Source organism: Acidovorax sp. Root267, assembly GCF_001429215.1.
Classification (GTDB): domain Bacteria; phylum Pseudomonadota; class Gammaproteobacteria; order Burkholderiales; family Burkholderiaceae_C; genus Acidovorax; species Acidovorax radicis.
The window spans coordinates 193,993-219,563 of the sequence record NZ_LMJC01000012.1 but is presented as its reverse complement, the minus strand read 5'-3'; the positions used below and the strand labels follow the sequence as shown (position 1 = coordinate 219,563).

Here is a 25,571-nt window from a genome sequence, read left to right as displayed (position 1 = left end):
TATTCATAAATATGCTTTTCATTAGGGATTTGTGGCATTTTTATCTATTCATATAATCATGCATGAATCGCCCGACGCCCCACGCTGAAAACCTTTTGGCCGTCTTGCGCCGCCATGGCGGCGTGGCAACGAGTGCTGCCCTGGTGGCCGACCTGGGCGTCAGCCAGCCCACGGTGTCGCGCGCCCTCATGCCGCTGGTACGCACGGGCCAGGTCCGCAAGGTGGGCGCGGCGCGATCGCAGCGCTATCTGCTGCCGCGCTCGGTGGCGGGCGTGGGCGACGACATCCCCATCATGCGGGTGAATACCGCCGGGGTCCCCGCCCCCTTTGGCCGCATGGTGCCCCTGCCGGGTGGTGCGTTCTGGGTGGACGAAGAAGACGGTGTGAGCGAGCGCCACGACAGCCTGCCCTGGTTTCTGGCCGACATGCGGCCCCAGGGCTTCATGGGCCGCAACTTTACGCAGCTGCACCCGGATCTGCAGTTGCCTGTGGATCCGCGCCACTGGTCCGACGACGATGTGCTGCGCGCCCTGGCGCTGCGCGGCGAGGACCTGCCAGGCAACCTGCTCGTGGGCAATGCGTCGCTGGAGCGATTTCACACCCTGGGCCAACGCCTGGTGCGCGCCACCTCGGCGGACGACTATCCCCAGCTCGCCCGCAGCGCGCTGCAAGGGCAGCTACCGGGCTCTTCGGCCGGCGGTGAGCAGCCCAAGTTCTGCTGCATCACGCAGGGGCGCAGCGTGATCGTGAAATTCTCCAGCAGCGGGGACAGCCCGGCCGACCAGCGCACGCGCGACCTGCTGCTGTGCGAACACCTGGCCCTCAAGGTGCTGGGCCAGGCCGGCCTGCCCGCCGCAAACACGGCGGTCTTTGTGCGCGAGGGCCGGGTCTTTCTTGAATCCGAACGTTTTGACCGGTGCTCACCGTGGGTGGGCAGGCTGCATGGCCCGCCGCCCGGACGCATCGGCATGGTGTCGCTGATGGTCTACGACGCACAGTACGTGGGCGAGATGGACCACTGGGCCGCCACTGCACTGCGCATGCAGGCACGCGGCCTGCTGACCCCTGAGGATGCGCGTGCCTTGCGCCTGCTCGAGGCCTACGGCGTGCTGATTGGCAATACCGACCGGCACTACGGCAACATCTCCCTGGTGCTGGTCGAGGACGACTGGCGCCTGTCACCCGCCTACGACGTGCTGCCCATGTTGTACATGCCCATCGCGGGTGAGCTGGTCCCACAGGACCTGGCCCTGGAGAAAAAAGTGCCCACGGCGGCCACGCTCGATGTGTGGCCCGAGGCCCAGACGCTGGCACTGGCGTTCTGGCGTGAAGCGTCCCTGGACGGGCGGATTTCGGAAGGCTTCAGGAACATCGCGCGCGCGCATGCCCACACCCTGCAGGCTCCGCGCGGGTAAGGCGGCCGTGCTCAGCCTGCGCCCACCACCCGCAACACCTCCGCCCCATAGGCCTCCAGCTTCTTCGCCCCCATCCCGCTGATGCCTTGCAGGTCTTCCAGCGATGCCGGGGCGCGCTCTGCAATCGCCGCCAACGTGGCATCGTGAAAGATCACATACGCAGGCAGGTTGTGTTCGCGCGCCACCTCAGCGCGCCAGGCCTTGAGATTGATGAACCGCACCTGTGCGTCCGGCCCCAGGTTGGCGGCTGCGGCGGGTGGGGCGCTGCCAGTGCCTTTGCGTGTACGGGTGCGTTTGGCAGGCGCCGACGACACCGATTCGCGAAGCTGCACAGGCATCTCGCCCTTCAGCACGGCGCGCGAGCCTTCGGTTAGGCACAGCGTGTCAAAACTGAACCCGCTGTCGAGCATCACCTTCTGCAGGCCCACAGCGCCGGTGGCGATCAGTTGGCGCAGCACGCCGCGCAGCTGGGGCTCTGACAGGTCCGCGCCGATGCCGAAGGTCGAGAGCTTTTCGTGCCCGAACTGCTCCACCTTCTCGGTCTTCTTGCCGCGCAAGATGTCCATGATGTGCCCGGTGCCAAAGCTGATGCCGCTGGCCTGGTTCACGCGGTAGATGGTGGACAGCAATTTGCGCGCTGCATCGGTCGCATCCCACACGGCGGGTGGGCTCAGGCAGTTGTCGCAGTTGCCGCAAGGCGTCGAGGCTTCACCAAAATACGCCAGCAGCCGCACGCGGCGGCAATCGGTGGCTTCAGCCAACGCCAGCAGCGCATCCAGCTTGCCGCGCAATGCCGCCTTGAATTCTTCACCCGCCGGGCTCTCATCGATCATGCGGCGCTGGTTCACTACGTCGTTCAGGCCGTAGGCCATCCAGGCGTCCGCATTCAGCCCGTCGCGGCCCGCACGGCCCGTCTCCTGGTAGTAGCCCTCGATGTTCTTGGGCATGTCCACATGGGCCACAAAACGCACGTCGGGTTTGTCGATGCCCATGCCAAACGCAATGGTCGCCACCATCACGATGCCTTCTTCGCGCAGAAAGCGGTCCTGGTTCTTCTGGCGCACTTTGGTGTCCAGGCCCGCGTGGTAGGGCAGGGCATTCAGGCCTGCATCACTCAGCGTGGCCGCGAGTTCTTCCACCCGCTTGCGCGACTGGCAATACACCACGCCCGCCTCCCCCGCATGCTCGCGCTCGATGAAGCGCAGCAGTTGGGTGGTGACATCCTTCTTCTCTTCAATGCGGTAGCGGATATTGGGCCGGTCAAAGCTGCTGATGAACAGCCGCGCGTCCTCCAGCTGCAGCCGCTCGATGATGTCGGCACGTGTAAGGTCATCCGCCGTAGCGGTAAGCGCAATGCGCGGCACCCCAGAATAACGCTCATGCAGCACCGTGAGCGCGCGGTACTCCGGGCGAAAGTCGTGGCCCCACTGGCTGACGCAGTGCGCCTCGTCAATGGCGAACAGCGAGAGATGCCCGCCCTGGTACAGGCTGTCGAGCAGGCCCAGAAAACGTGGCGTGTTCAGCCGCTCGGGCGCCGCATACAGCAGCGTGATATCGCCGGTCTGCAGGCGCAGCTCCACATCCTGCGCCTCGTCAAAACTCAGCGTGGAGTTCAAAAAGGCGGCATCCACCCCTGCCTCGTGCAGCGCGCCCACCTGGTCGTGCATCAGCGCGATCAGCGGTGAGATCACGATGGTCACCCCGCGCCCCTGCTGCTGGCGCACGATGGCCGGCACCTGGTAGCACAGCGACTTGCCGCCACCCGTGGGCATCAACACCAGCGCGTCGCTGCCGCCGATCACATGCTCGACGATGTCCTGCTGGGGGCCGCGAAACTGCTCGTAGCCAAAAACGTCGTGCAGGACGGTGTGGGCAGGGGACACAGCGGAGGACAGGCGAGAAGACAAACGAATGCTCTGAATTTGATAGCTTTTAGTGCTTTTTGGATAAGCGCTACAAGCTGATTTGACGGCTATTTTGGTGTCTGGCGAAGGGTGCTTGTGGGGCGACCGGCGCACACACCGAAGGCCCATATTGTGCGCTGCACCGTGGCAGGGCCGCGCTTTCTACAATAGGGGGCTATGCAAGCCCTTCACTACACCCGCGCCGCGCAGCTGCCCGACATCCTCGCCCAACGCATCGTCATCCTCGACGGCGCCATGGGCACCATGATCCAGCGCTTCAAGCTGGGCGAGGCGCAGTACCGGGGCGAGGGCTACACCGGCCCGGGCAGTGTGGGGGACCGCTTCAAGGACTTCCCGCGCGACGTGAAGGGCAACAACGAGTTGCTCAGCCTCACCCGGCCCGACGTGATCACCGACATCCACGAGCGCTACCTGGCCGCTGGCGCGGACCTGATCGAGACCAACACCTTCGGCGCGACGACCATCGCGCAGGAGGACTACAAGATGGCCGAGCTGGCGCGCGAGATGAATCTCAAGTCCGCCCAGCTGGCCCGCGCCGCCTGCGACAAATATTCCACGCCCGACAAGCCCCGCTTCGTCGCCGGCGCCCTGGGCCCCACGCCCAAGACGGCCAGCATCAGCCCCGACGTGAACGACCCCGGCGCGCGCAATGTCGATTTCGAGCAATTGCGCGCCGCGTACTACGAGCAGACCGAAGCGCTGGTCGAGGGCGGCTCCGACGTGCTGCTGGTCGAGACGATTTTTGACACGCTCAACGCCAAGGCCGCGCTGTTCGCCATCGACGAATTTTTTGAGAACAGCGGCCAGCGCTTGCCCCTGATCATCAGCGGCACGGTCACCGACGCTTCGGGCCGCATCCTCAGCGGACAGACGGTGACTGCCTTCTGGAACAGCGTGCGCCACTCCCGCCCGCTGGCCATCGGCCTCAATTGCGCCCTGGGCGCCACGCTGATGCGCCCTTACATCCAGGAGCTGAACCGCGTGGCCGAGGACACCTTCATCAGCTGCTACCCCAACGCCGGCCTGCCCAACCCCATGAGCGACACCGGCTTCGACGAAACGCCCGAGATCACCAGCCGCCTGGTGCACGAGTTCGCGGCCGAGGGGCTGGTCAACATCCTGGGCGGCTGCTGCGGCACCACGCCCGACCACATTGGCGCCATCGCCAAGGCGGTTGCAAACGTGCCCACGCGCAAGATGTTCTACCCTGCTGAAGCCTGAATTTCGAGAAAAATTGGCCTCTAGCGCTTATCCAGAAAGCGCTAATAGCTATATAAAACGTAGCAATTAAATAGTCACTGCTCTGCGGTGGCGCATTGCCGGGCGCATGACTCTGCGGCACCCTTACGCCTTCGGTTGAACTTTCGCCCGCACTCTTTGCCAGAACCCCGGCCCGCTCCCCATGTCCGTTACCGCCACCTTGCCCGACACCCCTGTTGCTGAGGCCGCCGACAAAGCCGCTGCCCACGCCGCGCTCAAGCTCGAAAAGCGCCTGGTGCGCCAGGTCGCCCAGGCCATTGGCGACTTCGGCCTCATCGAAGACGGCGACAAGGTCATGGTGTGCGTCTCCGGCGGCAAGGACAGCTACGCCATGCTCGACGTGCTGCGTTTGCTGCAGCAGCGCAACGGCAACAAGTTTGAGCTGATCGCCGTCAACCTCGACCAGAAGCAGCCGGGTTTTCCGGCCCATGTGTTGCCCGAGTATTTGACAAAGGTGGGTGTGCCCTTTCATATCGAAACGCAGGACACGTACAGCGTCGTCAAGGAGCACATCCCCGAAGGCAAGACCATGTGCAGCCTGTGCAGCCGCCTGCGCCGGGGCATTTTGTACCGCGTGGCCGACGAACTGGGCGCCACCAAGATCGCGCTCGGCCACCATCGCGACGACATGCTGCAGACCTTCTTTCTCAACATGTTCTTCGGCGGCAAGCTCAAGGGCATGCCGCCCAAGGTGCAGAGCGACCGCGGCGACCACCTCATCATCCGCCCGCTGGCCTACGTGGCCGAAGACGACCTCAGCCGCTGGGCGGACATCCGCGCCTTTCCCATCATCCCGTGCACGCTGTGCGGCAGCCAGGAGAATCTGCAGCGCAAGCAGATCGGCCAGATGCTGCGCGACTGGCAGCAGCTGTACCCCGGCCGCATCGAAAACATGGCCGTGGCGCTGCGCAACCTGGTGCCTTCGCACTTCATGGACCCGCGCCAGTTCGACTTCAAGGGGTTGGTGCCCAATGGCGTGCAGGACGCCGATGGCGACAAGGCGTTCGATGCCGAAGAGTTTCCGGCGCAGGCCGTGGGCACGCTGGCGGGCCTGCCGCTGATGCCCGCCATGCCCCGCTGAACCTGACCCCCGATGATTTTTAGATTGGGCCACCCCATGACCACCCTCAAAGCCCCCGAACTGCTGTTGCCCGCCGGCTCGCTCGACAAGATGCGCGCCGCCTACGACTTTGGCGCCGACGCCGTATACGCAGGCCAGCCGCGCTACAGCCTGCGTGCGCGCAACAACGAGTTCCGCCTGGAGCAGATCAAGCAGGGCATTGACGAGGCCCACGCACGCGGCAAGAAGTTCTTTGTGACGAGCAACCTGATTGCGCACAACGACAAGATCCGCACCTATCTGCGCGACATCGAGCCCGTGATCGACTGCAAGCCGGATGCCCTCATCATGGCCGACGCGGGCCTGATCATGATGGTCAAGGAGAAGTGGCCCGAGCAGGTGGTGCACCTCTCGGTGCAGGCCAACACCACCAACTGGGCGGCGGTGAAGTTCTGGCAGAAGATGGGCGTGGAGCGCGTCATCCTCTCGCGCGAACTGAGTCTGGACGAGATCGAAAAGATCCGCCAGGAATGCCCCGACATGGAGCTGGAAGTGTTCGTGCACGGCGCGCTGTGCATCGCGTATTCGGGCCGGTGTTTGCTCAGCGGCTACTTCAACCACCGCGACCCCAACCAGGGCACCTGCACCAACGCCTGCCGCTGGAACTACGCCACCCACGACGCCGACATCGACGCCACCACGGGCGAAGCCATTGCGCAAAAAATGGAAGGCGACTTCAACTTCGAGGCCGCGCAGCAAAAGGCCGAGCAGGCCTTCGCCTCCACCACCGGCAACGGCGAGCGCCACCCCAAGGCCGACAAGGTCTACCTCATCGAAGAGGCCGGCCGCCCTGGGCAGATGATGCCCATCATGGAAGACGAGCACGGCACCTACATCATGAACAGCAAGGACCTGCGCGCGGTGGAGCACGTGGCCCGCCTGGCGCAGATCGGCGTCGATTCGCTCAAGATCGAAGGCCGCACCAAGAGCCTGTACTACGTGGCCCGCACTGCCCAGGTCTACCGCCGCGCCATCGACGACGCCGTGGCGGGCCGCCCCTTCAACCCCGAACTGCTGATTGAGCTCGAAGGCCTGTCCAACCGCGGCTACACCGGCGGCCTGCTGGAGCGCCGCCCCAGCAACGACTACCAGAACTACATCAACGGCCACTCGGCCACGCAGCGCAGCCAGTTTGCGGGCGAGGTGCTGGGCGCCGAGGGGCAGGCCGAAGTGGGGCTGCAAGGCGACTGGGTGTTGGTCGAAACCAAGAACCACTTTGCGGTGGACGACCTGATCGAAGTGGTGCACCCCAGCGGCAACATCACCGTGCGGCTGGACCAGATGCGCAATGCGGAAGGCCAACCGGTGGCGGTGGCGCAAGGCAACCCGGTGCGCGTGTGGATTCCGCTGCCTGCGCGCTATACCGGCGCGCTGCTGGCCCGCGTGGTGGAGGCACCGGCTGCGCCCGCGGCGGCCGAACCTGCCGCCGTGGCCTGAGCGGGGCGCACCACCATGTGGACACACCATCGCAGCCGAGCGCCTGCTTGGGCACTGTCGGTTGTGGCCGCGCTTGCCAGCGCCAGCGCCCTGGCGCAGGGCTCCACTGCAGGCGCGCCGCAGTTGGCGCCCGCCAAGGTGCGCTATGTACAGGGCTCCTGGGTCAACCTGCGCGAGTCGGCCCAGGCCCAAGCCAGCGTGCTGGCCCAGGTGCCGGCCAACACCGCGCTGGACCAGCTTGCCGAGCGCGACGGCTGGTGCGCCGTGCTCTACCGGGGCGATGTGCGCCTCGGCCCCGCATTGGCGGCACCGTTGCAAGCCCATGTGTCCTGCAATCTGCTGTCTGACCAGCCCCTGACCCTGGCCCAGGCGGGCAAGGACGCAGCCCGCGCCTTCTGGGTGGCACCATCGCCCAACCGGCTGCGTGCCTATGGCAACGCCTTGCCCCGGCCGACATCGCTGCAGATCAGCGCCCTGACCAAGACCCACCCGCCCGAGGCGCCCGTGGTGTACCCGGTACGCCCCGAGTTCGAAGCCGCCAAGAAGCTGCTGCGCGCGGGGGTGCAGCTGCGGCCGGACCAGGAGATCAACCGGGGCGAGCCCGTGGCCCCGCTCGTCGACCTGAAGCTGGCCACCCGCGCGGTGGACCACATCCCCGCCGTGGCTCCCCTCGCCACGCGGCCCGTTCTGCCCGCGATTGCCCCGTCGTACTTCCGCACCCACGCCAGCGTGGCCCTGCTGCACGAAACGGATGCCGATGGCCTGGCGGCGGTGGCGGGAACCCGCATCAGCGTGGTCCCCACCGGCGCGCCGCATGGCAGCTTCAACCGCCACATGGGGCCCGAGATCGAGTTTGTGACCGGCTTCTGGGACGTGGGGTCTGCCGACCTGGCCTTTGCCCCCGCGCTCACCCTGTATGCCATCACCCACCAGGGGCTGGTTGGCGCACGGGCCCTGCGCCAGCGCTATTGGGACATCAGCAATGCCGACCACTACTGCGGCGGCCATTACCCCGGCAAGGGCTTCGACGACCCGCGCGAGGACGAAACGGTCCCAGTGCGTGGCTACGCCAAACTGTCCGACACCGCCGAGGTGCTGGTCCGCCTGGTCGTGCCCGGCAAGCTGCCGCCCGATGCCGTGAAGGTAAAGACCCGCCGCTATGCCACGAGCTGGATGCAACCCGCCGACCCGCCCATCCGCGACAAGCCCCAGCGCAAGAACACGGCAGTGATGGTGCACGAGATCGACGTGGACCGCGACGGTGTGGCGGACATCCTGCGCATCGATACCCCTGCGCCGGGTGGCATAAGCTTTGAGCCGGTTTTTGACTGGCGGTGGTACTTGAACATCAACGGCCAGTGGTTCCGGGCGGGGTACTGGGTGGATCAGGAGTGCACGTGAGCGGGCCCTGCGGGGCGGCCCGCTGTGGCCCGAAACCTGCCGATGGCCTGTGCAGGCCCCCTGTCCCCGGCTGTTTTGGGTAGCATCGTTCAGAGATCGCCCATGGGGTCTGCCGCCAGCGCCTGGCATGCAGCCCCGACCCCCACGAAAGGCCCTTCCATGTCCGCTGAGTCCCATCCCGCCTGCGTGCGAGAGTTGCGCCAGGTCCTGTTGTGGCCCCTGCGCCTGATGCCGGTGCGGGGCTCCGAGGGGCGGCACGCCAAGCCCTGGCAGGTGCTGGCGGACATGGGCGAGGCCTCGCCCTGGCGCGAGGTGGTGGATGAATTCACCGGCGACAGCGGCCGTTTTCACGAACGCCACTACAACGAATTCGTGACCTTCCTGCCCTATGTGCAGCGCTTCCTGTATGGCGAAGGCCGCAGCCAGAAAGGCAGCAGCGCCACGGGCTCGCCGATGCGGGTGTTCCGGCGCAGCGACGTCAGCGCCGTGCGGGCAGTGCTGCATCCCGGCACGCCGCCGATCACGCTCGACATCGTCCATGTGGACCTGTACTTTTTTCTCGACCTGGATCTGGTGCTGCTCAATGTCGAGGTCAGCGCCCGCGACCTGGCGCTGCCCCAGGCGCAGGAGCTGCTGTACCGCTTCGGCCGTGGCTACCCCGCCAGCTGGGATGCGGACGGCCATGCCCAGCATTGCCTGTACAGCGCCGAATGGCTGGACGCCGCCGGGCAGGTGCTGGCCCAGTCCGACGCCAACCAGCGCGACCTTTTCATGGCCCATGTCAGCAGCTATCGTGCCCCGCGCATCGCGGCCCATTGGGCCTGGCTGCTGGAGCCCCTGGTGAGTGACCATTCCGAGCGCAGCGGCCCCTTGCGCTATCGCCAGATCGAGTACTACCGCATGCCGCAGCTGGCCTTTCTGGCGCTGGATGACCCCCGCGCCTTGAGCCGCAGCGACTTTGTCCGACTCGGACTGGTGACCGGGGCGGCCAGGCCGGGCGACGACGCCAGCCTGCCGTATGCCGAAGAGCACCTGGCCGACTTTGAAAAGCGGTTCTGCTACGACCGGTTCTGGAGCGGCAGCGGCGCTGCCCCCCACACACGCTATCTGTGCAGCGGCCATTCGCTGCTGGTGCTGGGCGATGCCAACAGCCCGTTTTTTGTCTGCCGCGACCGGGGGGTGCTGGCGCAGTTCCGGCACCAGCATTTTTTGCTGTTCCTGATTGCGCATTTCCAGAAAGCGGCGCTGCTGATGTTCTCGGACCGGCTGGCCGAGGCGCTGAAAAATCTGGACATTGCCGACGCCGCCAGCGTGCGCCGCTTCAAGCGCACCATCCGCGACAGTTTTGCCAGTTTTCTGCGCTTCACGCACCGCTACTGGTTTCACGAGGTGTCCGAGCAGGCCCAGGTGCGCGCGCTGTTTCACATGTGCGCCCACCATCTCGGGCTGGACCCGCTGTACACGGAGGTCAAGGAGCGCATTGGCGAGATGAACCAGTACCTGGACGCCGACAGCCTGCGCCGCCAGGCCAACACCGTCGTGCGGCTGACGGTCGTGACCATCTTTGGCCTGATCGGCACCGTGACCACGGGTTTCCTGGGCATGAACCTGCTGGCCGAGGCCGATGCCCCGGTAGGTCGCAAGCTGGGGATTTTTGCCCTCGTGTTTGTGTTGACCACCTCGCTGACGGTGTACACCATGGCCAAGTCCAAGCGCTTGTCAGACTTTTTGGACGTGCTCTCGGACGAACGCGCCAGTGCCTGGCAAAAAGTAAGGGCGCTGGGGCTGGTGTGGCGGCGCACGGGGGACTGAGGCGCGCACCCAGCCCTTTACTGCGGCTTGCCGCCCACCTGGGGCTGCCGCAACAACGCCCCCAGCACCAGCGCCTCCGCCATCACCTCCAACGCCTCTTCCAGCGTGGCCAGCGTGGCCAGCAACTCCGGCAGCTCTGGCAACCAGGGCCAATGTGGCTGCACCTCGGGCCACTGGTCCACCGCGATCGCCGCCAGCCCCACGGCAAAACCGGCCCACAGCAGGCCGCGGGTGCTGCGGTGCGACAGAGCCCGGTGCAGCCAGGCCAGCGTGACCAAGCCCACCCCGGCCACCGCGAGCATCGGTGCCTCGCGCACGGCGCTCCAGCGACAGGCATCGGTCCATTCGTGGCAGCGGAACTTCCACAACTCATGCAGCATGAACTGCTCGTCCAGCGCCAGCGCGCCGAAGGCCAGCACCAGCCACACGCCCAGCCGCCAGGGCAGGCAGCGCTCGGCCGTCAGGCGCAGCGCGGTGATGCACAGCGTGAGCAGCAGCGCACTCGACAGCCACGATGCGGGCGAGTTGTCGGAGCGGAATGCGCGCTCCCAGCCCGGTGCAAAGATCCACGCGCTGAACAGCAGAAATCCCGCCACCGCGCCCAGCAGGGCGGGTGCGACCCAGCGGTGAGGCGCTGGTCTAGGGCCTGGCGTGTTGTCGGATAACCGGAGGGTGGGGTGCTGGGGCATGGCGGGGTTTGAAACCACGGGGTGCTGGCGTTGGGCGGACCAGCGGGGCGATCAAATTTTGAATCAAATAGACCGCTGGCGCTTTACTGTATTGTATTTTGAGCTATGTATTTAATAGCGTTTTGGTGAGCTGCCGCGCTGTGGGCGGCGCGCCCTGTTCACGCCGGTCGAATCGCTACAGAATCGGGCATCCCTCTGCACGTACGGTATGGCCCTTCCCATCGACCCCTCCCGCAGCGCGCTGCCGCCCGTGGCCCAGTTTCTGGCCGAGGCGGCGCTGCAGCGGCAGTCGACGTTGCTGGGGCTGGACAAGCCCACCCCAGCGCCCGCACCGCTGCCCACGGCCGACCCGAGCGCGCCCCCGCCCACACCCACCTCGCCCAGCCCCCCCGCTGGGCCTTTGCCTGCCCCGGCCGACAAGGCCAGCATCTCGGCCCAGGCGCGCGAGCAGCTCGGTGCAGGTTTTGACCCACGGCGCGAAGGGGCAGACCGTGCCGCCGCAGCTGCCGCCTCGGGTGCCCGGCCCGGTGGTGCACTGCGGGGGCCTTTGTCACCACCGCCGCTGCCCGTCGGGGCGCCAGCGCCGGCACCCGCCGTGTCCGCCCCTTCTGCCACATCGGTGTCGGGCGCCGACTGGCCTGCCACAGGGCTGGGCACGCCGCTGATGCGCATGGTGGGTGCGCTGGTGGCGCAGCTCACGGCGGGCAGCGGGGCGCCCCAGCGGGTCACGGCCGCCCAGCCCTGGCCCATCGGGCTGGCGCAGGCGCTGGAAAGCGGTGCGGTGGACGCTGATGCTCCCCCGCTGCAGACCTGGCTGGTGCGCCAGGGCAGCGTGCAGACGCCCGAAGGCCCGCGCGGCTTTGCGCTGACCTTGCGCGTTCCGGTGCCGTGGCTGGCGTCGCAGGCGCCCTCGGGTGCGGCGGCGTCGGCATTTGCTGCGTCCACGGCGGCCGCTGCCGTGCCCCCTGCGGTGCCGCTGCTGCAGGTGCCGTTCACGGGGAATGCGCAGTCGCTGCAATCCGGGGTGCTTGCGCTGGTGTTGCAGGGTCTTGAGGCGTCGGCCCCCCGCACCAGTGCCTTGCTGGTGATGGATTTCCAGCCGCAATTGCCCGCCACCGTGTATGGCCGCGACATGCTGACGCAACTGCGCATGGACCCCTGGACGCAGATGGCCGTGCTGCAGGCCAGCGGGCAGGTGCCGCGCGAGGAAGACCGGGCGCGCAACGGGGCGTCAGGCCTGTGCGAGACGGTGGGCTGCCCCTACGCCGCGCGGGCCGAATGCGCGCAGCCGTTTTGCCTGGCGATGCGTGGCGTGCTGCCGCCCGAGCCGGTGGGGCCAACGCCCAGTGCCTGAGAACGTGTTGACGATCCCCTGCAAGACCGTGAAGACGTTCTCAGGGCTTCAAATCGCTGCTTGTGTTGAAACGGTGGTCGTCGAATCGGGGTGCAGCCCCAAGGTCTGAAATCGCACACGGACATTTGCAGGCAGAGGCCTGCATGAGGTCAAATTCCACCCCACGCCATCATTTTTGAATCGAATGGAAAATCCGAGCCATGCGCGCGCTTCGTTCCTCCCAGGCCAATTCTTCGTTTCCTGCTGATTTCATCCCGCTCGGCGGCACTTCGCAAGACTGCGAGGACTGCGGAAAGGCCGTGGGGCTGGGGTTTCAGTTTGACTATGCCTACCAGCCCATCGTGGACGTGGGGCGCCGCGCGGTCTTTGCACACGAAGCGTTGGTGAGAGGGCCTGGTGGCGAGGGCGCGATGACTGTGCTGTCGCAGGTCAACGACCACAACCGCTATCGCTTTGACCAGGCCTGCCGGGTGAAGGCCATCAAGGGCGCGGCCGAGCTGGGACTGGCGCAGCCGGTGTCGATCAATTTCCTGCCCAACGCGATCTACAAGCCCGAGGTGTGCATCCGCACGACCCTGGAGGCGGCCAGAGCGCATGGCTTTCCGCTGGAGCAGATCATCTTCGAGGTGACCGAGGGCGAGCGCATCGAGGACGGCCCCTGGTTTGCACAGATCCTGCGCGAGTACAAGCGCTGCGGCTTCCAGACTGCCATTGACGATTTCGGAGCGGGCTACGCAGGCATGAAGCTATTGTCGGATTTTCAGCCCGACATCATCAAGATCGACATGGACCTCATCCGCAACGTGGACACCAACCGCGCCCGCCAGGCCATCGTGCGCAGCCTGGTGCGCCTGTGCGAGGAGATGAACATCAAGGTCGTCGCCGAAGGTATCGAAACACCCGCAGAACGCGACTTCCTGTGGGATGTGGGGATCAGCCTGATGCAAGGCTATCTGTTTGCCAGACCCGCCTTTCGTTCGGTGGCCGCGGTGGACGCCTCGGCCTTCGATATCTCGCCCCGCTGAGCGCACATTCTTGGCATAGCATTGCTTTCAAGGGTTGAAGCAAGAAGGAAGGCCCCTGTGAAAACCTGGTGTGCCAGCCTATGCTGCCACCACGCGATTTCTTCCGGATCTTTTCGCTGCGTACAGCGCTGCATCAGCCCGCGCGAAGAGGCTGCGGGCACTCTCTGCGTCTCGCAGGCTGGCCGCACCGATGCTGATGGTGGTGGGCTGGCACAGCCAGCTCGCCTGGGCCACCGCAACGCGCATTCTCTGGGCGACTTCGTGTGCGCCGGTCGCGTCGGTGTGGGGAAGGATCACCGCGAATTCTTCTCCCCCCACACGGGCCACGATATCGATGATCCTGACGCAACCGCTCAACACTTGCGCGATCGACCGCAGCACCTTGTCTCCCGCGGCGTGGCCGAAGTTGTCATTGATCTGCTTGAAATGGTCCACGTCCAGCATGAGCAGGCTCAGGGGCGAGCGCGTGCGCTCCACCACGGCCAGCTCCAGTTCCAGGCTGTCATCGAACGCGCGCCGATTGCGCAGGCCCGTCAGCGGGTCGGTCCGGGCCAGCTCGTTGAGGGCCAGGTTCAGTTCGTCCACCTTTTGGAGTTGCTGGAGCAGCTGCTGGTTGAGCGTCTCGGCGCTTTGCAGCGCCCTGCGCAGCCGGATCTCGCGCATCGTGGAGTGGGCCAGTTCGACCAGGACTTCGATGTCCTGCTGCGTCCATTGCTTGGGCTTGAAATCCACGGCGCAGAAACTGCCAAGCACCTCGCCAGCTTCGTTTTTCAGGGGAATGCCGGCATAGGCGCGCACCCCCAGTGACGCCACGGTGGGGACGTCTCGAAATACCGGCAGCACAGTGGCATCTTCCAGCACCAGGGGGCCTTCGGAAACCATGGCGTAGTGGCAGAAGGTCCGCCCGGTGAGCTGCCGCTGGGTGTTCAACGGCGCGCCCATGCCAAACGTGCTTTTGTAGAAATCGCGGCGGGAGTCCACCAGCGATATGAAGGTGACAGGAGCCCCGGTGATCTTGGAGGCCAGTCGGGTCAATCGGTCAAAACTCTCTTCGGCGATGCTGTCCAGCAAGCCGGTTTCGCGCACCGCAGCCAGGCGCTGGGGGTTGCAAAGCGCCGCCTGTATCTGGGTTCCGTCGGCAGGCTTGGGGGGCGGCAGTTCCGTCATGGGTGTCATACCGAGTTGGGCTGCTGGAAGTTACACGATCCCCTCGGGCAGCGGTGCCGCTGTGCGCAAAGACCCTCCACGCAGGCGCCGTCTGTGGTGGGCCAAGAGGCTTCGGTGGGATTCTCCGACGGGTTTTGAGGGGTTATCCCACCGCAGGCAACCCAGCGGGGCCAGCGCTGACACACTCGGCGTTTTGGAGACATACATGTTGATACAACTGATCTACGCGAGCCGGTCTTCGCGTGTGCTGGGACCTGCAGACGTCAAGGACATCCTGGGGGCATCACAGCGCAACAACACCCGCGCCGGGATCACGGGAGCCCTGTGCCTGAACAACGGCATCTTTCTGCAGCTGCTCGAAGGTGACCGTGCTGCCGTCAACGCGCTGTACCACCGTCTGCTGAAGGACGGCCGCCACCGCGACACGGCGGTCCTCGATTTGAGCGAGATCCCTCATCGGCGCTTCACCGGCTGGTCGATGGGACTGATCGCTTCGCTTGAGGCCAACCGTCAGATGTTCCTGAAATACTCCGGGACCGCCGACTTTGACCCCTACAGCATGCCTGCCGCCACTTTGCGCAGCTTCTTCGACGAGATTCTGCAGAACGTCCGCTGGCTGGAATGATCTGGCAACACCCGGCTTGCGGCCAGCCGTGCACGCCCGGTCGTCTGCAGGTTCTCAGGGCGTGCCACTGTGGCGCAAGATCTCTGCGTGGCGCGATCGGGTGATCGGATAGGCCACCAGCAGCGGAATCGCCAGCACCAGGCACACCGCTGGCAGGATGCCCGTCATCAGCGTGATGCCCTGCAGCGCCGTGGCGGACTGCGCCACGTTGGGTACGTAGCCCGTCAGGTCCAGCATGCCTGCCACCAGCACGGTGGCCAGCGTGCGCGCCAGTTTGTCCATCAGGCCATACAGGCCGTAGTACATGCCGGTCTTGCGCTCGCCGGTCTGCATGTGGCCGTGGTCGATGGTGTCGGGCACCATGGCAAAAGGCACGATCCAGTGCGAACCCATGCCGATACCGACCACCACCAAGATGGCCGTGACCAGGCGCTGGTCACCCGGGCCCACCCAGTACAGCGCCACCAGCCCGGCCGCGCAGAACACCAGGCCCAGGATGTAGGCCAGGTTCTTTTCCCAGCGGTCCACCACGCGCTTCCATACGAAGAGCGACAGGCCCACCACGCCCAGCAGGGTGCCCATGAAGCGGGGCAGGTCGCCCTTGTCACCCTGCAGCTGGTAGATCACGAAATATGCGAGCGAGGCCTGCACCAGCGTCAGGCCCAGGCGCACCAGCGTTGCGGCGGACATGAGCATCAGGAAGGGGCGGTTGTGCAGCGTGGTCCGCAAGGTTTCGCGCACGGACTCCCACATCGCGGGGCTATCGGCGTCGGCGGGCCGCACCGGATCGCCCGCTGGTTCGCGCACGCGCCAGGCCACCACGGCCATCGCCACGCCTGCGACCAGCCCGAAGCACGAGCCCGCCAGCGCATAGCCCGTGCGGGCGTCCGGCGCTGCCCGGACCAGCATCGGCATGAACACGCTGCCCGCAAAAAACCCCAGCAGGGCGCCCATTGACGCGTAGGCTGTGAGGCTGGTGCGCTCGTCGTAGTCGCGGGTCATGTTGGCGGCCATGGCCTGGTAGGGCAGCTGCACCAGGGTCATGAGCGTGTCGAACACCGTGTAGGTCAGGGCGATCCACAGGAAGGCGGCCCAGGGGCTGAGGCCCGGCGGCATCATCCATACAGCTGCCGCCGCCACGCCGAGCGGGAGCGCGCCGTAGATCAGGTAGACCCGGTGGCGGCCATGGCGCGAGCGTGTGCGGTCGGTCACCCAGCCAAAAAGCGGATCGTTGACGGTGTCCCACACCTTGCCCACCAGCAGGGCCGCACCCGCCACGGCGGGCGCCACCAGGGCCACGTCGGTGTAGAAGATCATGAGCATGAAGTTCATGGCGGCAATCAGCATCTGCAGGCCGACATTGCCGGTGGCGTAGCTCAGCTTGGTGCCCAGCGTGAGCCGGGTGGCTGGGCCCGTCATGGATGCGCGGCCGAAAGAGGCGCCGTTGGGCTTGCGGTGGCGGGGGCATGGGCCACGCGGGGCGGGGCTGCCTCTAGCATCAGGCGCACCTCGCGGCGCAGCATCTTGTTGAGGAAGCTGCGGGGGATCTCTTCGACGATGCGCACATCGTCGGGCTGTTGGGCGGTGGGCAGCTTGTGCGCCAAGTATTGGGCAATGTCGTGCTCCAGCGCCAGCCGGTCGTGCCCGGTGCGCCAGCTCTGGCGCAGGCTCAGCACCAGCACGGCCGTGGCGCCATGCTGCACCAGGCACGCCTCCTTGACGGCGGGGTGCGTGTGCGCCACCTCTTCCACCTCGCGGGGGTTGAGCCACTGCCCATGGCGCAGGACACGGTCGGCGCTGCGGCCCAGCACATGGAGGTAGCCGGCTGCGTCGAAGTAACCCACATCGCCCATCACCACCCAGCCATCGCGCAGCGTCTCCTGGGTTTTTTCGGGGTCGAGCCAGTAGCCGTCAAAACGCACCGGTGTCAACACGGTGATGAGGCCCATCTGGCCCAGCGGCAAGGGCGCGAACTGTTCGTCGCGGATGACCACCTGCACCCCGGGCATCACCCGGCCCACGGTGGAGAGGATGTCATTGCCCAGTGGCTGGCCCTGCGCGTCCACATGCTGGTGGGGCAGCAGCCAGGTGATGGGCGGCAGCGCCTCCAGGCAACCGTAGCCTTGCTGGAAGATCGGCCCGAAGCGGCGGATGGCCTCAGCGATCTTGGGCGCCGGCATCATCTCGGAACCGTAGGGCACGTGCGTGAGGGACGAGAGGTCGTACTGGCCCAGCGTGGGCTCGTCGAGCAGGTCGATGATGGCCGAGGGCGACAGAAAGGCGCGGGAGACGTGGTGCTTCTGGATCAACGCGGCCAGGGTAGCGGCGCTGAAGTCTTCCGGCATCACCAGCGTGGCGCCCGCCAGCAAGGTGGGCAGCACCAGGCCGGAACCCGGCCCCGTGAGTGGCAAGCCCAGCATGTTCACATCCTGGCGGCTGGCGGGGGGCCGGAAGTCGATGGACCGGGAGATCAGCCGCACGCTGTCGAGGTACTTGCGGTTGCTGTAGCCGATGGATTTGGGCAGCCCCGTGGTGCCCGAGGTCATGTGCAGCGCAAAGATATCGTCTTCGTGCAGCGTGGCCGTGCCGGGTGCGGGGGCGTGCTGCGCCAGCGCCTGCTCGTAGTCTTCGCCCAGCGCCAGCAGGTGTATCCCTGGCAGTTGTTCGCGCACGGCCTGGAGGATGGGCGCGCTCAGCAGCGGGTCGTGGATGAGCACCACGGGCTTGACGCGCACCATGGTGGCCAGCGCCGCATCGGCCGGCAGGTGTTTGTGAAAGCTCGCGAAGATGGTGCCGTTCTCGAACGTGGCGAGCCGGGTTTCATACTGTTCGCCGGTCTCGGGCAGCAGGGTGAACACGACGTCGCCCTTCTTCACGCCCTGCGCCTGCATCCAGGCCTGCAGCCGCTCTACACGTTCTTGCAGCTGTGCGTAGGTGAGGGTGCCACGCCGGTCGATGAGCGCAGGCTTGTGGGCATTGCGGCGGTACGCCAGGCGCGCCACCGACCGTGCCGTGCGCAGGCGGCTGAGCAGAAAGCGCACCACCAGGCTGCGCAGGGATGGAAGGGCCACGGAAGTCTCCGAGAGAAGGCATGGCCGACCAGTTTTTCATGGGGGCAGGTTGCAAGCCGCCACAATTTGTATGTACGCGTATCTTGTTGTTGCTGGCACGTCTGTGCGGTCGGTTTGGACCAGCCAACGGCACACGGCATTCCAGCACCGTCGCTGCCGCGCCACAGAGCATGTGTGCCAGCACGGATGAAAGCAAAAAAACCGCCAGGGCCGGATCGCGGCACTGGCGGTTTTGTGAGGGACTTACCGCCGGGGTGGGGCGGGAGACACGGATGACGGCAGGGCCTGTGGAGAGTGCTCAATCCAGACCAGTGCCACCGTGGAACTGGCTTTGCCAGGCCACGGGTGGCGTCCCCCTCAGGGGGAAGGCGCCGAAGGCGACACAGGGGGAATCACGGATACAGTCCGCGCATTTCGCGCGCATGCAGGATGCGCTGGCAGGCCACGATGAAGGTGGCGGTGCGCAGGCTCACCTTGTGCTCCTGGGCTACTTGCCAGATGCCGGAAAAAGCCTCTTGCATGATGCGCACCAGGCGCGCGTTGATTTCGTCCTCGCTCCAGAAGAAACTGGAGAAGTCCTGCACCCATTCGAAATAGCTCACCGTCACGCCGCCGGCGTTGGCGATCACGTCGGGTAGCACCAGCACACCCTTGTCGTGCAGGATGTCGTCGGCCTCGGTGGTCGTGGGGCCGTTGGCGCCTTCGATCACGAGCTTGGCCTTGATCTGGCCCGCGTTGTCCTTGGTGATCTGGCCTTCCAGCGCGGCAGGAATCAGGATCTCGCAATCCACGCCCCAGAACTCCTCGGCCTTCATCACATCGGCGCCGGCAAAGCCGCCCACGCCACCACGGGTCTTCACATGCGCCAGCAGCGCGGGCACATCCACGCCCTTGCTGTTGAAGATGGTGCCGGTGTGGTCCTGCACGGCCACCACCTTGGCGCCTGCTTCGGCAAACAGCTTGGCGGCAATGCCGCCCACGTTGCCAAAGCCCTGCACCGCCACGCGGGCGCCGTCGAGCGCCAGCCCGGTCAGCTTGGCGGCTTCCACGCCCACGGTGTACACGCCGCGGCCGGTGGCCTCGACACGGCCCAGCGAGCCGCCCAGGTCCACGGGCTTGCCGGTGACCACGCCGGTGGCGGTGGCGCCGGTGTTCATCGAATACGTGTCCATCATCCAGGCCATGATCTGGCCGTTGGTGTTCACGTCAGGTGCGGGGATGTCCTTGGACGGGCCGATCAGCAGGCCGATCTCGCTGGTGTAGCGGCGCGTCAGGCGCTCCAGTTCACCCATCGAGAGCTTCTTGGGGTCCACGCGGATGCCGCCCTTGGCACCGCCGTAGGGCACGTTCACTGCGGCGTTCTTGACCGACATCCAGGCCGACAGGGCCATCACTTCCGACAGCGTCACATCCTGGTGAAAACGCACGCCGCCCTTGCCGGGGCCGCGGCTCAGGTTGTGCTGCACGCGGTAGCCCTCGTAGTGGGCGATGGTGCCGTTGTCCAGCTCGATCGGTACGTCCACGATCAGGATGCGCTTGGGGCGCTTGAGCGTTTCCACCCAACGCGCCAGGCTGCCCAGGTAGGGGGTGACGCGGTCTACCTGCTGCAGGTAGTTGCCCCAGGGGCCGAGGTGGTCGGCCTGCAGATACGAGGGCAGGGTGTGGGTGGTGCCAGCAGCACCAGTGGGTGAAGACATGGTGAATTCCTTGTGGGATCAGTTCAGGCTGCGAAGCTTATGCCTGCCGCCGCACGCTGTCTAAGGCCGTAGTGTTTGGGCGCTATGCAAATAATGCATAACCGCGGGAAAACACCGCCCAATGCGGCGCTGCAGCAAAAGTGTGGCTAATGAATGCGCTGAAAAGGCAGCGTGGTGCACTGCCGCACAAAGGTGTTATTCGACCGTGAAACGGGCCAGCGCGGGGTCGCCGGCGGGGTAGCGCAGGTCCAGGTTCTGCAGCAGATCGCGCAGCACCGTGGCGATCATCAGGTTGCGGTGGGTCTTGGAGTTGGAAGGCACGATGGTCCAAGGAGCCCAGGGCGTGTGGGTGGCGGCCAGCAGGGTGCCATAGGCATCTTGGTACTGCGCCCACTGCTTGCGCACCTCGATATCGCCCATGCTGAACTTCCAGTGCTTGGTGGGGTCGTCCAGGCGCTCCTGCAGCCGTTCGCGCTGCTCGTCAAAGCCGATGTGCAGCAGGAACTTGAGCACGATGGTGCCCGTCTCGCTGAGCATGCGCTCGAAGTCGTTGATGTGCGCCAGCCGCTGCTGGTGCTGCGCGGGCGTGATCCAGCCGTTGACCACGGGCACCAGCACGTCCTCGTAGTGGCTGCGGTTGAACACGGTGATGTCACCCGCCTGCGGCACCTGCTGGTGGATGCGCCAGAGGTAATCGTGGGCTCGCTCGGCTTCGGTGGGGGCTTTCCAGCCGACGGCGTGCACGCCCAGGGCGCTCATGCGGCCAAACACGCCACGGATCGTGCCGTCCTTGCCCGAGGTGTCGGTGCCTTGCAGCACCACCAGCAGCTTGTGGCGCTTGTCTGCGTAGAGCAGGTTCTGCAGCGTGTCGAGCTCGGCAGCCAGTGCATCGACCGCCGCCTTGTCCTCGGACTTGCTGCCCAGCGAAAACGGTTTGGCGCCAGGGTCGAAATCTTCCAGCGATACGGCAGTCGGTGGGGCCTTGCTGCGCCGCCCTTGGGTTGCTGGCTCGGCGGGGCCGGGTTGCCAGGGCAGGCAGCGCTGCCACAGGGAGGATTGGCTCGAATCAAGGGGAAACGGCATGGGGGCTCCGGGCAATGCGGCAGATGGCCCCATTGGAACACTGCGCCCCGGCGGTGGTGTGCCAACGGTTCGCAAAACGTGCGGCGCGTGACTTCGCTCCGTCCCCCCGGCGCTGAAGTGCCCGAGGGTGTGGCGGACTCGCTCGTAGCTTCTCAGCCGTGCGCCATGCGGTAGGCCAGCGGCGTCTGCCCCGTGGCCTGCTGAAAAGCGCGGTGCAGGCCCGCCTCGCTGGCAAAGCCCAGGTCTTCGGCAATGCGCTTGAGCGGCAGGGGGGTGTCGCACAGGGCCTCGCTCACCTGCCGCAGCTTGATGCGCCGCATCCAGTGCGCGGCAGAAAGCCCCGTGTGCGCCTGCACCCGCCGTGCCAGCGTGCGGGGCGACAGGCCCAGCGCATCGGCCAGCGCGGGCAGGCGCAGGGCGCTGGCGGGGCAACGCTGCACCCACAGCATCGCGCGCCGCAGTTCGGCGTCGGCCGTTGCCATGAGGTCGTGCCCGGCAAACGCCGGGTGGGTCGTGCGTGGGCGGGGCAGCATCAGCAGCGACTGCAGATCCGCCAGGGCTGCGGCATCCAGGCGCGTTGCCAGCGCGTGCAGCATCAGGGGTAGGTAGCCGTTGGCGCCTGCAGCGGTGGTGATGGGGCCGTCTTCCACCAAAGGCTCGTCAAAGCGCCAGTGCACCGCGCCAAACTGCTGCTGCAGCGGGGCCCGCAGCCACCAGGTGGCCGTGGCGCCGCGCCCGCGCATCCGGCCGCTGGCCGCTGCCAGCGCCACGCCCGCGCAATAGCTCCACACCTGGGTGCGGCGGGGCAGGGCTCGCAGTGCTGCGATGGCGGGCGCGATCTGCTGTTGCAGCTGCGGCATCTGCAGTCCATCGGGCGAAGACAGCCACAGGCCGGGCACCAGCACCGCGTCCACCTCGGCCTGCGCCAGGGCCACGCTGGGCGTGAGGGCAGGGCCTTGCCAGGTGGGCACGGGCTGCTGGTCTGCACCGGCCCAGCAGGTGGTGATGACCGCGCGCTGCGCGCGCAGGTTCGCGGCGCGGGCCAGGTCGGCGGTGGCAAAGAGGCCTGCGGGCATGCAGCCGGGGTACAGCAGCAGTGCCAGGCGCAGGGGTGGTGGGGGTGGGGCGGCGGCACGGGGCATTCGGCGAGACGGTATGGCTTGAAATGGAAAGAAATTGTCAAAACAGGCCATTCTCGCCGGGCGCTCGAATCCCAACAATCCACTGCACACCCACTGGCTTCGGAGCCCACCCCATGCAGATCACCCAATTGCGCAACGCCACCTTGCTTCTTGAATTCACCTCCGCAGAAGGCCGCCCCGTGGGGCTGCTGGTGGACCCGATGCTCGCGCCCCGTGGCACCTTGCCCGCGCTGCGCTACCTGGGCGCAGGCCGCCAGCGCAACCCGATCGTTGATCTGCCTGCGGGCACGGACGAAGCGCTGGAGCGCGTGACCCACGCCCTCATCACCCACTGCCAGCGCGGCCACTTTGACCACCTGGACCGCGCGGGCAAGCGTTTTCTGCGCGAGCGGCAAATCCCCGTGGTCTGCATGCCGCGCGATACGGCCTACCTGGCGCAGCGGGGCCTCAGCGTGTTGCCGCTGTCAGGTGCGGTGCGCCAGCCGTTTGCGCTGGGCGGCCACATCACGCCCATTGCCTGTGTGCACGGCCCCGGCTGGGTGGGCCGCTTCATGGAGCATGGGCATGGCTACCTGCTGGAGCTGCCCGGCGAGCCCAGCGTGTACCTGGCAGGCGACACCATGCTCACCCCTGGCGTGGCCGAGTGTCTCGCGCAGCTGCGGCCCGATGTCGCCGTGCTGCCGGCCGGGGGCGCCCGCTTTGACGTGGGCGCAGAGATCCTGATGGACGCCGCCGACATGGCCGAGGCCGCGGCGTTGACCCCCGGCCTGCTGGTGGTCAACCACCTGCAGGCGCTGGACCACTGCCCCACCACCCGCACGGCGGTGCGAGCGCTGGCCGAGCAGGGCGGCTGGGCGCACCGGCTGTGGGTGCCCGAGGACGGCGAGCGCCGCAGCTTCGTGCAGGCGGCGGAACCTGTTTGCTATTAAATATGTAGCTAATAGCGCTTATGGATCAAGCGCTAGGCCTAAATTTGACCTAAAAAGCTACTTGCACTCCGGCCACCACCTGCCGTGCCGGTCCCGGAATGACAGTGAGCGCGCCCCACGAGGCGGTGGTGTAGGTCTTGTTGAAGAGGTTGTGCACGTCCAGCGTCAGCCGCGTGCGCTTGTCGATCTGCCAGTAGCCGGTGATGCGCGCCGTGGTGTAGGCCGGCAGGCGGTAGGTGTCGGTGGCAGTGCCCGTGCGTTCGCCCACATGCACCAGGCCGCCGCCCACGCCGTAGCGGCCGCCCCAGGGCGCCTGGTCTTCGCGGATGGCAAACAGCCCGGCGCTCACGCGCGGCACGTTAAGCAGGCGCTTGCCCAGCAGCGCGGCGTTGTTGTCGCGGGTCACCTCGGTGTCGGTGTAGGCAAAGTTGGCCGTCATGCGCCAATGCGCGTCGATCTGCCCGGCCACATCCAGCTCCAGGCCGCGGCTTTGCACTTCGCCCGCGGCGATGCTGAAGTTGGCGTTGGTGGGGCTGCGCGTGAGCACGTTGGTCTTGCGGATGTCGAACAGCGCCACGCTCGCGTTCAGGCGCTGGTCGGCCGACTGCCACTTGGCGCCCAGCTCCAGCGCCTGACCCTTTTGTGGGTCAAACGCTTTGCCGCTTTCATCGGTGCCCGCATTGGGGCGGAAGGATCGCCCGGCCGAGGCATAAATCGACGTGTTCGGGTTGACGAGGTAGGTCAGCCCTATGCGCGGCGTGGCGGCCGAGTGCTCCTGCACCTGTCGGCTGGCAGTCAGGCGGTTTTCGCTGTCCTGGTGGAAGCGGTCAAAACGCACGCCGGCCAGCAGCTTCCATTTTTCGGACAGGTCGATCTGGTCTTGCACAAACAGGCCCGTGGCGCGGGTCTTGTCCACCAGATCAAAGCCCGGCGTGAGGTTGCCCACGGGCTGGTTGTAGACCGGGTTGTAGATGTCGATGGCAAACGGCTGGCTGGCCAGGCTGGAGTAGCGGATGTCCTGCGCCGCAGTCAGGCGCCAGGTCTCCACGCCGGCCAGCACGGTGTGGGTAAAGCCGCCCGCTTGCAGCTTGCCTTCGACCTCGCCCTGCAGCGATGTATCGCGCGCTGGCAGGCTGCGCCAGCTGTCGCGGCGCGTTAGGGTGCGGCCGTCGGCAGCCAGCGCGCCCGTGAGGTCGATGGCCGGGCCATACAGGTCCGTTTCGCGGTACGACGCGCCCAGGCGCGTGCGCCAGCCCTGGCCCAGGTCGTGGTCCAGCGTCAGCTGGTGCGTGTCGCCATTGACATGAAGGTTCTCCCGGCTGGGGTCGCCCAGGTAGCGGTCGGACGGCAGCGCGCCCACGTTGCCGCGCACCTGCACGATGCCCCGGTCCAGCGGGGTGCGGATGCGGATGAACTCCGCCTCGTAGTTCAGCACCGTGTTGGCGCCCAGGTTCCAGGTGATGGACGGGGCCACCACCAGCTTGCGGTTGTCCACCAGCGCGGTGCGGCTGGCGCCATCTTCGGCCGCCACGTTCAGACGGTAGGCCACGTTGGCGCCCAGCGGCCCGGTGGTGTCGAGCGTGGCACGGCGATAGCCCTGGCCGCCCACCTGCACGCCCGCCTTGTGGGCCGCGGTGAATTGCGGCTTTTTGGTGACGATGTTGAGCGTGCCGCCGGGTTCGCTGCTGCCGTACAGCGCGGCCGCCGGGCCTTTGAGAAATTCAAGGCGCTCGACCGAGCTCACGTCGCGCTGTGGACCATAGCCCCGGTTGGAGGCAAAGCCGTTGAGCAGCTGGCCGCCGTCGGTGTTGCTGAAGCCACGGATCGCATAGTTGTCCCAGGTGCCGCCAAAGTCGTTCAGGCGGGTGATGCCGCTCACATAGTCCACGGTGTCGGCTAGGCGCGTGGCGCCCAGGTCTTCCATCAGCTGCTGGGGCACCACGCGCACGGACTGCGGGGTTTCGATCAGCGGCGTGTCGGTGCGTGTGGCTGCGGTGTTGCGCTGCGCGCCCTGGTAGCCGGTGGTGGCGCTGCTGTCACGCACCTGCACTTCCGACAGGGCGGGGCTGGTGGGGACGGCGTCGGTCGGTAGAGCCGATGAAACAGGGGGTGCCGTCTGGGCCATGGCGGCGCTGGCGGTAAAGGCGCACAGCGCCAGGGTGGTGCGGGCCGTAGCAGCCTGCCGGGCGGGCCGGGGAATCGAGGGATGCATGGTGCAGATCGGTAGAGAGAGAAAACGGCGGGGCTTGCTCCCGCGCGCCGTGCAAACCGCCGCACGGGAGAGAGGTCGTGTTGAACGGGGCGCGGGCGGGGTGCGAATGAAAGGCCGCCATTATCTATGCAAATACAAACAATTCGCATTTGCTTTTGCGGTAACGCTCCCTTGCCTTCTGGGTCCGCATGCGGGCGGGCAGCGTCT

The 25,571-nt window shown here is 66.5% G+C and carries 19 protein-coding genes; 10 read left to right on the top strand and 9 right to left on the bottom strand.

Translation table 11 applies throughout. From position 1 onward, the window contains the following. Positions 1-62: 62 nt before the first annotated feature. Positions 63-1,415 carry a type II toxin-antitoxin system HipA family toxin YjjJ gene (gene yjjJ / locus ASE39_RS10525; RefSeq protein ID WP_057271099.1) on the top strand — a complete coding sequence of 451 codons (1,353 nt, stop codon included), beginning with the start codon at positions 63-65 and terminating at the stop codon, positions 1,413-1,415. Between the two features lie 11 nt (positions 1,416-1,426). On the opposite strand, the gene recQ is transcribed toward yjjJ, so the two are convergent. After that, entirely contained in the window at positions 1,427-3,298 is a 1,872-nt protein-coding gene (gene recQ, locus ASE39_RS10520; protein ID WP_057271098.1) for a DNA helicase RecQ, read from the bottom strand. 198 nt (positions 3,299-3,496) lie between these two features. Between recQ and ASE39_RS10515 the strand changes: the two genes are divergently transcribed. The 5 genes from ASE39_RS10515 to ASE39_RS10495 all read left to right on the top strand — a co-directional run bounded on the left by ASE39_RS10515 (position 3,497) and on the right by ASE39_RS10495 (position 10,370). Next, positions 3,497-4,561, top strand: coding sequence for a homocysteine S-methyltransferase family protein (locus tag ASE39_RS10515; protein ID WP_010465332.1), 1,065 nt, complete (start codon positions 3,497-3,499; stop codon positions 4,559-4,561). 181 nt (positions 4,562-4,742) lie between these two features. Further along, entirely contained in the window at positions 4,743-5,681 is a 939-nt protein-coding gene (gene ttcA / locus ASE39_RS10510) for a tRNA 2-thiocytidine(32) synthetase TtcA (RefSeq protein ID WP_057271097.1), read from the top strand. Positions 5,682-5,717: 36 nt separating this feature from the next. Next, a complete protein-coding gene (gene yegQ / locus ASE39_RS10505) occupies positions 5,718-7,157 on the top strand; it encodes a tRNA 5-hydroxyuridine modification protein YegQ (RefSeq protein ID WP_057271096.1) in 1,440 nt (479 codons plus the stop codon). Between the two features lie 15 nt (positions 7,158-7,172). Continuing rightward, the gene (locus tag ASE39_RS10500; protein ID WP_057271095.1) at positions 7,173-8,558 is read left to right on the top strand and encodes a hypothetical protein; all 1,386 of its coding nucleotides are present in this window, start codon (positions 7,173-7,175) and stop codon (positions 8,556-8,558) included. 159 nt (positions 8,559-8,717) lie between these two features. Continuing rightward, positions 8,718-10,370 carry a hypothetical protein gene (locus tag ASE39_RS10495; protein WP_010465338.1) on the top strand — a complete coding sequence of 551 codons (1,653 nt, stop codon included), beginning with the start codon at positions 8,718-8,720 and terminating at the stop codon, positions 10,368-10,370. A gap of 17 nt (positions 10,371-10,387) precedes the next feature. Here the strand turns inward: ASE39_RS10495 and ASE39_RS10490 are convergent, their stop codons facing one another. Continuing rightward, complete coding sequence (locus tag ASE39_RS10490) at positions 10,388-11,059, bottom strand: hypothetical protein (protein ID WP_057271094.1); 672 nt, start codon at positions 11,057-11,059, stop codon at positions 10,388-10,390. Between the two features lie 208 nt (positions 11,060-11,267). Between ASE39_RS10490 and ASE39_RS10485 the strand changes: the two genes are divergently transcribed. Beyond that, positions 11,268-12,413, top strand: a complete 1,146-nt coding sequence (locus tag ASE39_RS10485; protein ID WP_057271093.1) for a hypothetical protein — start codon at positions 11,268-11,270, stop codon at positions 12,411-12,413. 200 nt (positions 12,414-12,613) lie between these two features. Beyond that, a complete protein-coding gene (locus ASE39_RS10480) occupies positions 12,614-13,438 on the top strand; it encodes an EAL domain-containing protein (protein ID WP_057271092.1) in 825 nt (274 codons plus the stop codon). Between the two features lie 78 nt (positions 13,439-13,516). Here the strand turns inward: ASE39_RS10480 and ASE39_RS10475 are convergent, their stop codons facing one another. Continuing rightward, entirely contained in the window at positions 13,517-14,614 is a 1,098-nt protein-coding gene (locus ASE39_RS10475) for a sensor domain-containing diguanylate cyclase (RefSeq protein ID WP_225584866.1), read from the bottom strand. A 196-nt stretch (positions 14,615-14,810) separates the two neighbouring features. Between ASE39_RS10475 and ASE39_RS10470 the strand changes: the two genes are divergently transcribed. Beyond that, positions 14,811-15,230 (top strand): BLUF domain-containing protein, encoded by a 420-nt coding sequence (locus tag ASE39_RS10470; protein WP_010465348.1) that lies wholly within the window; start codon positions 14,811-14,813, stop codon positions 15,228-15,230. Between the two features lie 54 nt (positions 15,231-15,284). Here the strand turns inward: ASE39_RS10470 and ASE39_RS10465 are convergent, their stop codons facing one another. From ASE39_RS10465 to ASE39_RS10445, 5 genes are all read right to left on the bottom strand, one after another. Beyond that, complete coding sequence (locus tag ASE39_RS10465; protein WP_057271090.1) at positions 15,285-16,649, bottom strand: glycoside-pentoside-hexuronide (GPH):cation symporter; 1,365 nt, start codon at positions 16,647-16,649, stop codon at positions 15,285-15,287. Next, on the bottom strand, positions 16,646-18,301 hold the full coding sequence (locus ASE39_RS10460) for a class I adenylate-forming enzyme family protein (protein WP_057271089.1): 1,656 nt from the start codon (positions 18,299-18,301) through the stop codon (positions 16,646-16,648). Before ASE39_RS10460 ends, ASE39_RS10465 begins: the two co-directional genes overlap by 4 nt. A gap of 392 nt (positions 18,302-18,693) precedes the next feature. After that, positions 18,694-19,998 carry a Glu/Leu/Phe/Val dehydrogenase gene (locus ASE39_RS10455; RefSeq protein WP_057271088.1) on the bottom strand — a complete coding sequence of 435 codons (1,305 nt, stop codon included), beginning with the start codon at positions 19,996-19,998 and terminating at the stop codon, positions 18,694-18,696. A 195-nt stretch (positions 19,999-20,193) separates the two neighbouring features. Continuing rightward, positions 20,194-21,081 (bottom strand): PPK2 family polyphosphate kinase, encoded by an 888-nt coding sequence (locus tag ASE39_RS10450; protein ID WP_057271087.1) that lies wholly within the window; start codon positions 21,079-21,081, stop codon positions 20,194-20,196. Between the two features lie 152 nt (positions 21,082-21,233). After that, positions 21,234-22,223 carry a helix-turn-helix domain-containing protein gene (locus ASE39_RS10445; protein WP_057271086.1) on the bottom strand — a complete coding sequence of 330 codons (990 nt, stop codon included), beginning with the start codon at positions 22,221-22,223 and terminating at the stop codon, positions 21,234-21,236. A gap of 113 nt (positions 22,224-22,336) precedes the next feature. On the opposite strand from ASE39_RS10445, the gene ASE39_RS10440 reads away from it, so the two are divergent. Next, complete coding sequence (locus ASE39_RS10440) at positions 22,337-23,152, top strand: MBL fold metallo-hydrolase (RefSeq protein WP_057271085.1); 816 nt, start codon at positions 22,337-22,339, stop codon at positions 23,150-23,152. 49 nt (positions 23,153-23,201) lie between these two features. Here ASE39_RS10440 and ASE39_RS10435 read toward each other — a convergent pair whose 3' ends face one another. Then, positions 23,202-25,364 carry a TonB-dependent siderophore receptor gene (locus tag ASE39_RS10435; RefSeq protein WP_057271084.1) on the bottom strand — a complete coding sequence of 721 codons (2,163 nt, stop codon included), beginning with the start codon at positions 25,362-25,364 and terminating at the stop codon, positions 23,202-23,204. Positions 25,365-25,571 lie beyond the last annotated feature (207 nt).

What these genes read in the sequence shown, in the direction of transcription:
- ASE39_RS10495 (WP_010465338.1), top strand. Translation starts at nt 8,718, where the DNA reads ATGTCCGCTGAGTCCCATCCCGCCTGCGTGCGAGAGTTGCGCCAGGTC.
- ttcA (WP_057271097.1), top strand. Translation starts at nt 4,743, where the DNA reads ATGTCCGTTACCGCCACCTTGCCCGACACCCCTGTTGCTGAGGCCGCC.
- ASE39_RS10500 (WP_057271095.1), top strand. Translation starts at nt 7,173, where the DNA reads ATGTGGACACACCATCGCAGCCGAGCGCCTGCTTGGGCACTGTCGGTT.
- ASE39_RS10475 (WP_225584866.1), bottom strand. Translation starts at nt 14,614, where the DNA reads ATGACACCCATGACGGAACTGCCGCCCCCCAAGCCTGCCGACGGAACC.
- yegQ (WP_057271096.1), top strand. Translation starts at nt 5,718, where the DNA reads ATGACCACCCTCAAAGCCCCCGAACTGCTGTTGCCCGCCGGCTCGCTC.
- yjjJ (WP_057271099.1), top strand. Translation starts at nt 63, where the DNA reads ATGAATCGCCCGACGCCCCACGCTGAAAACCTTTTGGCCGTCTTGCGC.
- ASE39_RS10470 (WP_010465348.1), top strand. Translation starts at nt 14,811, where the DNA reads ATGTTGATACAACTGATCTACGCGAGCCGGTCTTCGCGTGTGCTGGGA.
- ASE39_RS10480 (WP_057271092.1), top strand. Translation starts at nt 12,614, where the DNA reads ATGCGCGCGCTTCGTTCCTCCCAGGCCAATTCTTCGTTTCCTGCTGAT.
- ASE39_RS10435 (WP_057271084.1), bottom strand. Translation starts at nt 25,364, where the DNA reads ATGCATCCCTCGATTCCCCGGCCCGCCCGGCAGGCTGCTACGGCCCGC.
- ASE39_RS10515 (WP_010465332.1), top strand. Translation starts at nt 3,497, where the DNA reads ATGCAAGCCCTTCACTACACCCGCGCCGCGCAGCTGCCCGACATCCTC.
- ASE39_RS10490 (WP_057271094.1), bottom strand. Translation starts at nt 11,059, where the DNA reads ATGCCCCAGCACCCCACCCTCCGGTTATCCGACAACACGCCAGGCCCT.
- ASE39_RS10445 (WP_057271086.1), bottom strand. Translation starts at nt 22,223, where the DNA reads ATGCCCCGTGCCGCCGCCCCACCCCCACCACCCCTGCGCCTGGCACTG.
- ASE39_RS10465 (WP_057271090.1), bottom strand. Translation starts at nt 16,649, where the DNA reads ATGACGGGCCCAGCCACCCGGCTCACGCTGGGCACCAAGCTGAGCTAC.
- ASE39_RS10440 (WP_057271085.1), top strand. Translation starts at nt 22,337, where the DNA reads ATGCAGATCACCCAATTGCGCAACGCCACCTTGCTTCTTGAATTCACC.
- ASE39_RS10455 (WP_057271088.1), bottom strand. Translation starts at nt 19,998, where the DNA reads ATGTCTTCACCCACTGGTGCTGCTGGCACCACCCACACCCTGCCCTCG.
- ASE39_RS10485 (WP_057271093.1), top strand. Translation starts at nt 11,268, where the DNA reads ATGGCCCTTCCCATCGACCCCTCCCGCAGCGCGCTGCCGCCCGTGGCC.
- ASE39_RS10450 (WP_057271087.1), bottom strand. Translation starts at nt 21,081, where the DNA reads ATGCCGTTTCCCCTTGATTCGAGCCAATCCTCCCTGTGGCAGCGCTGC.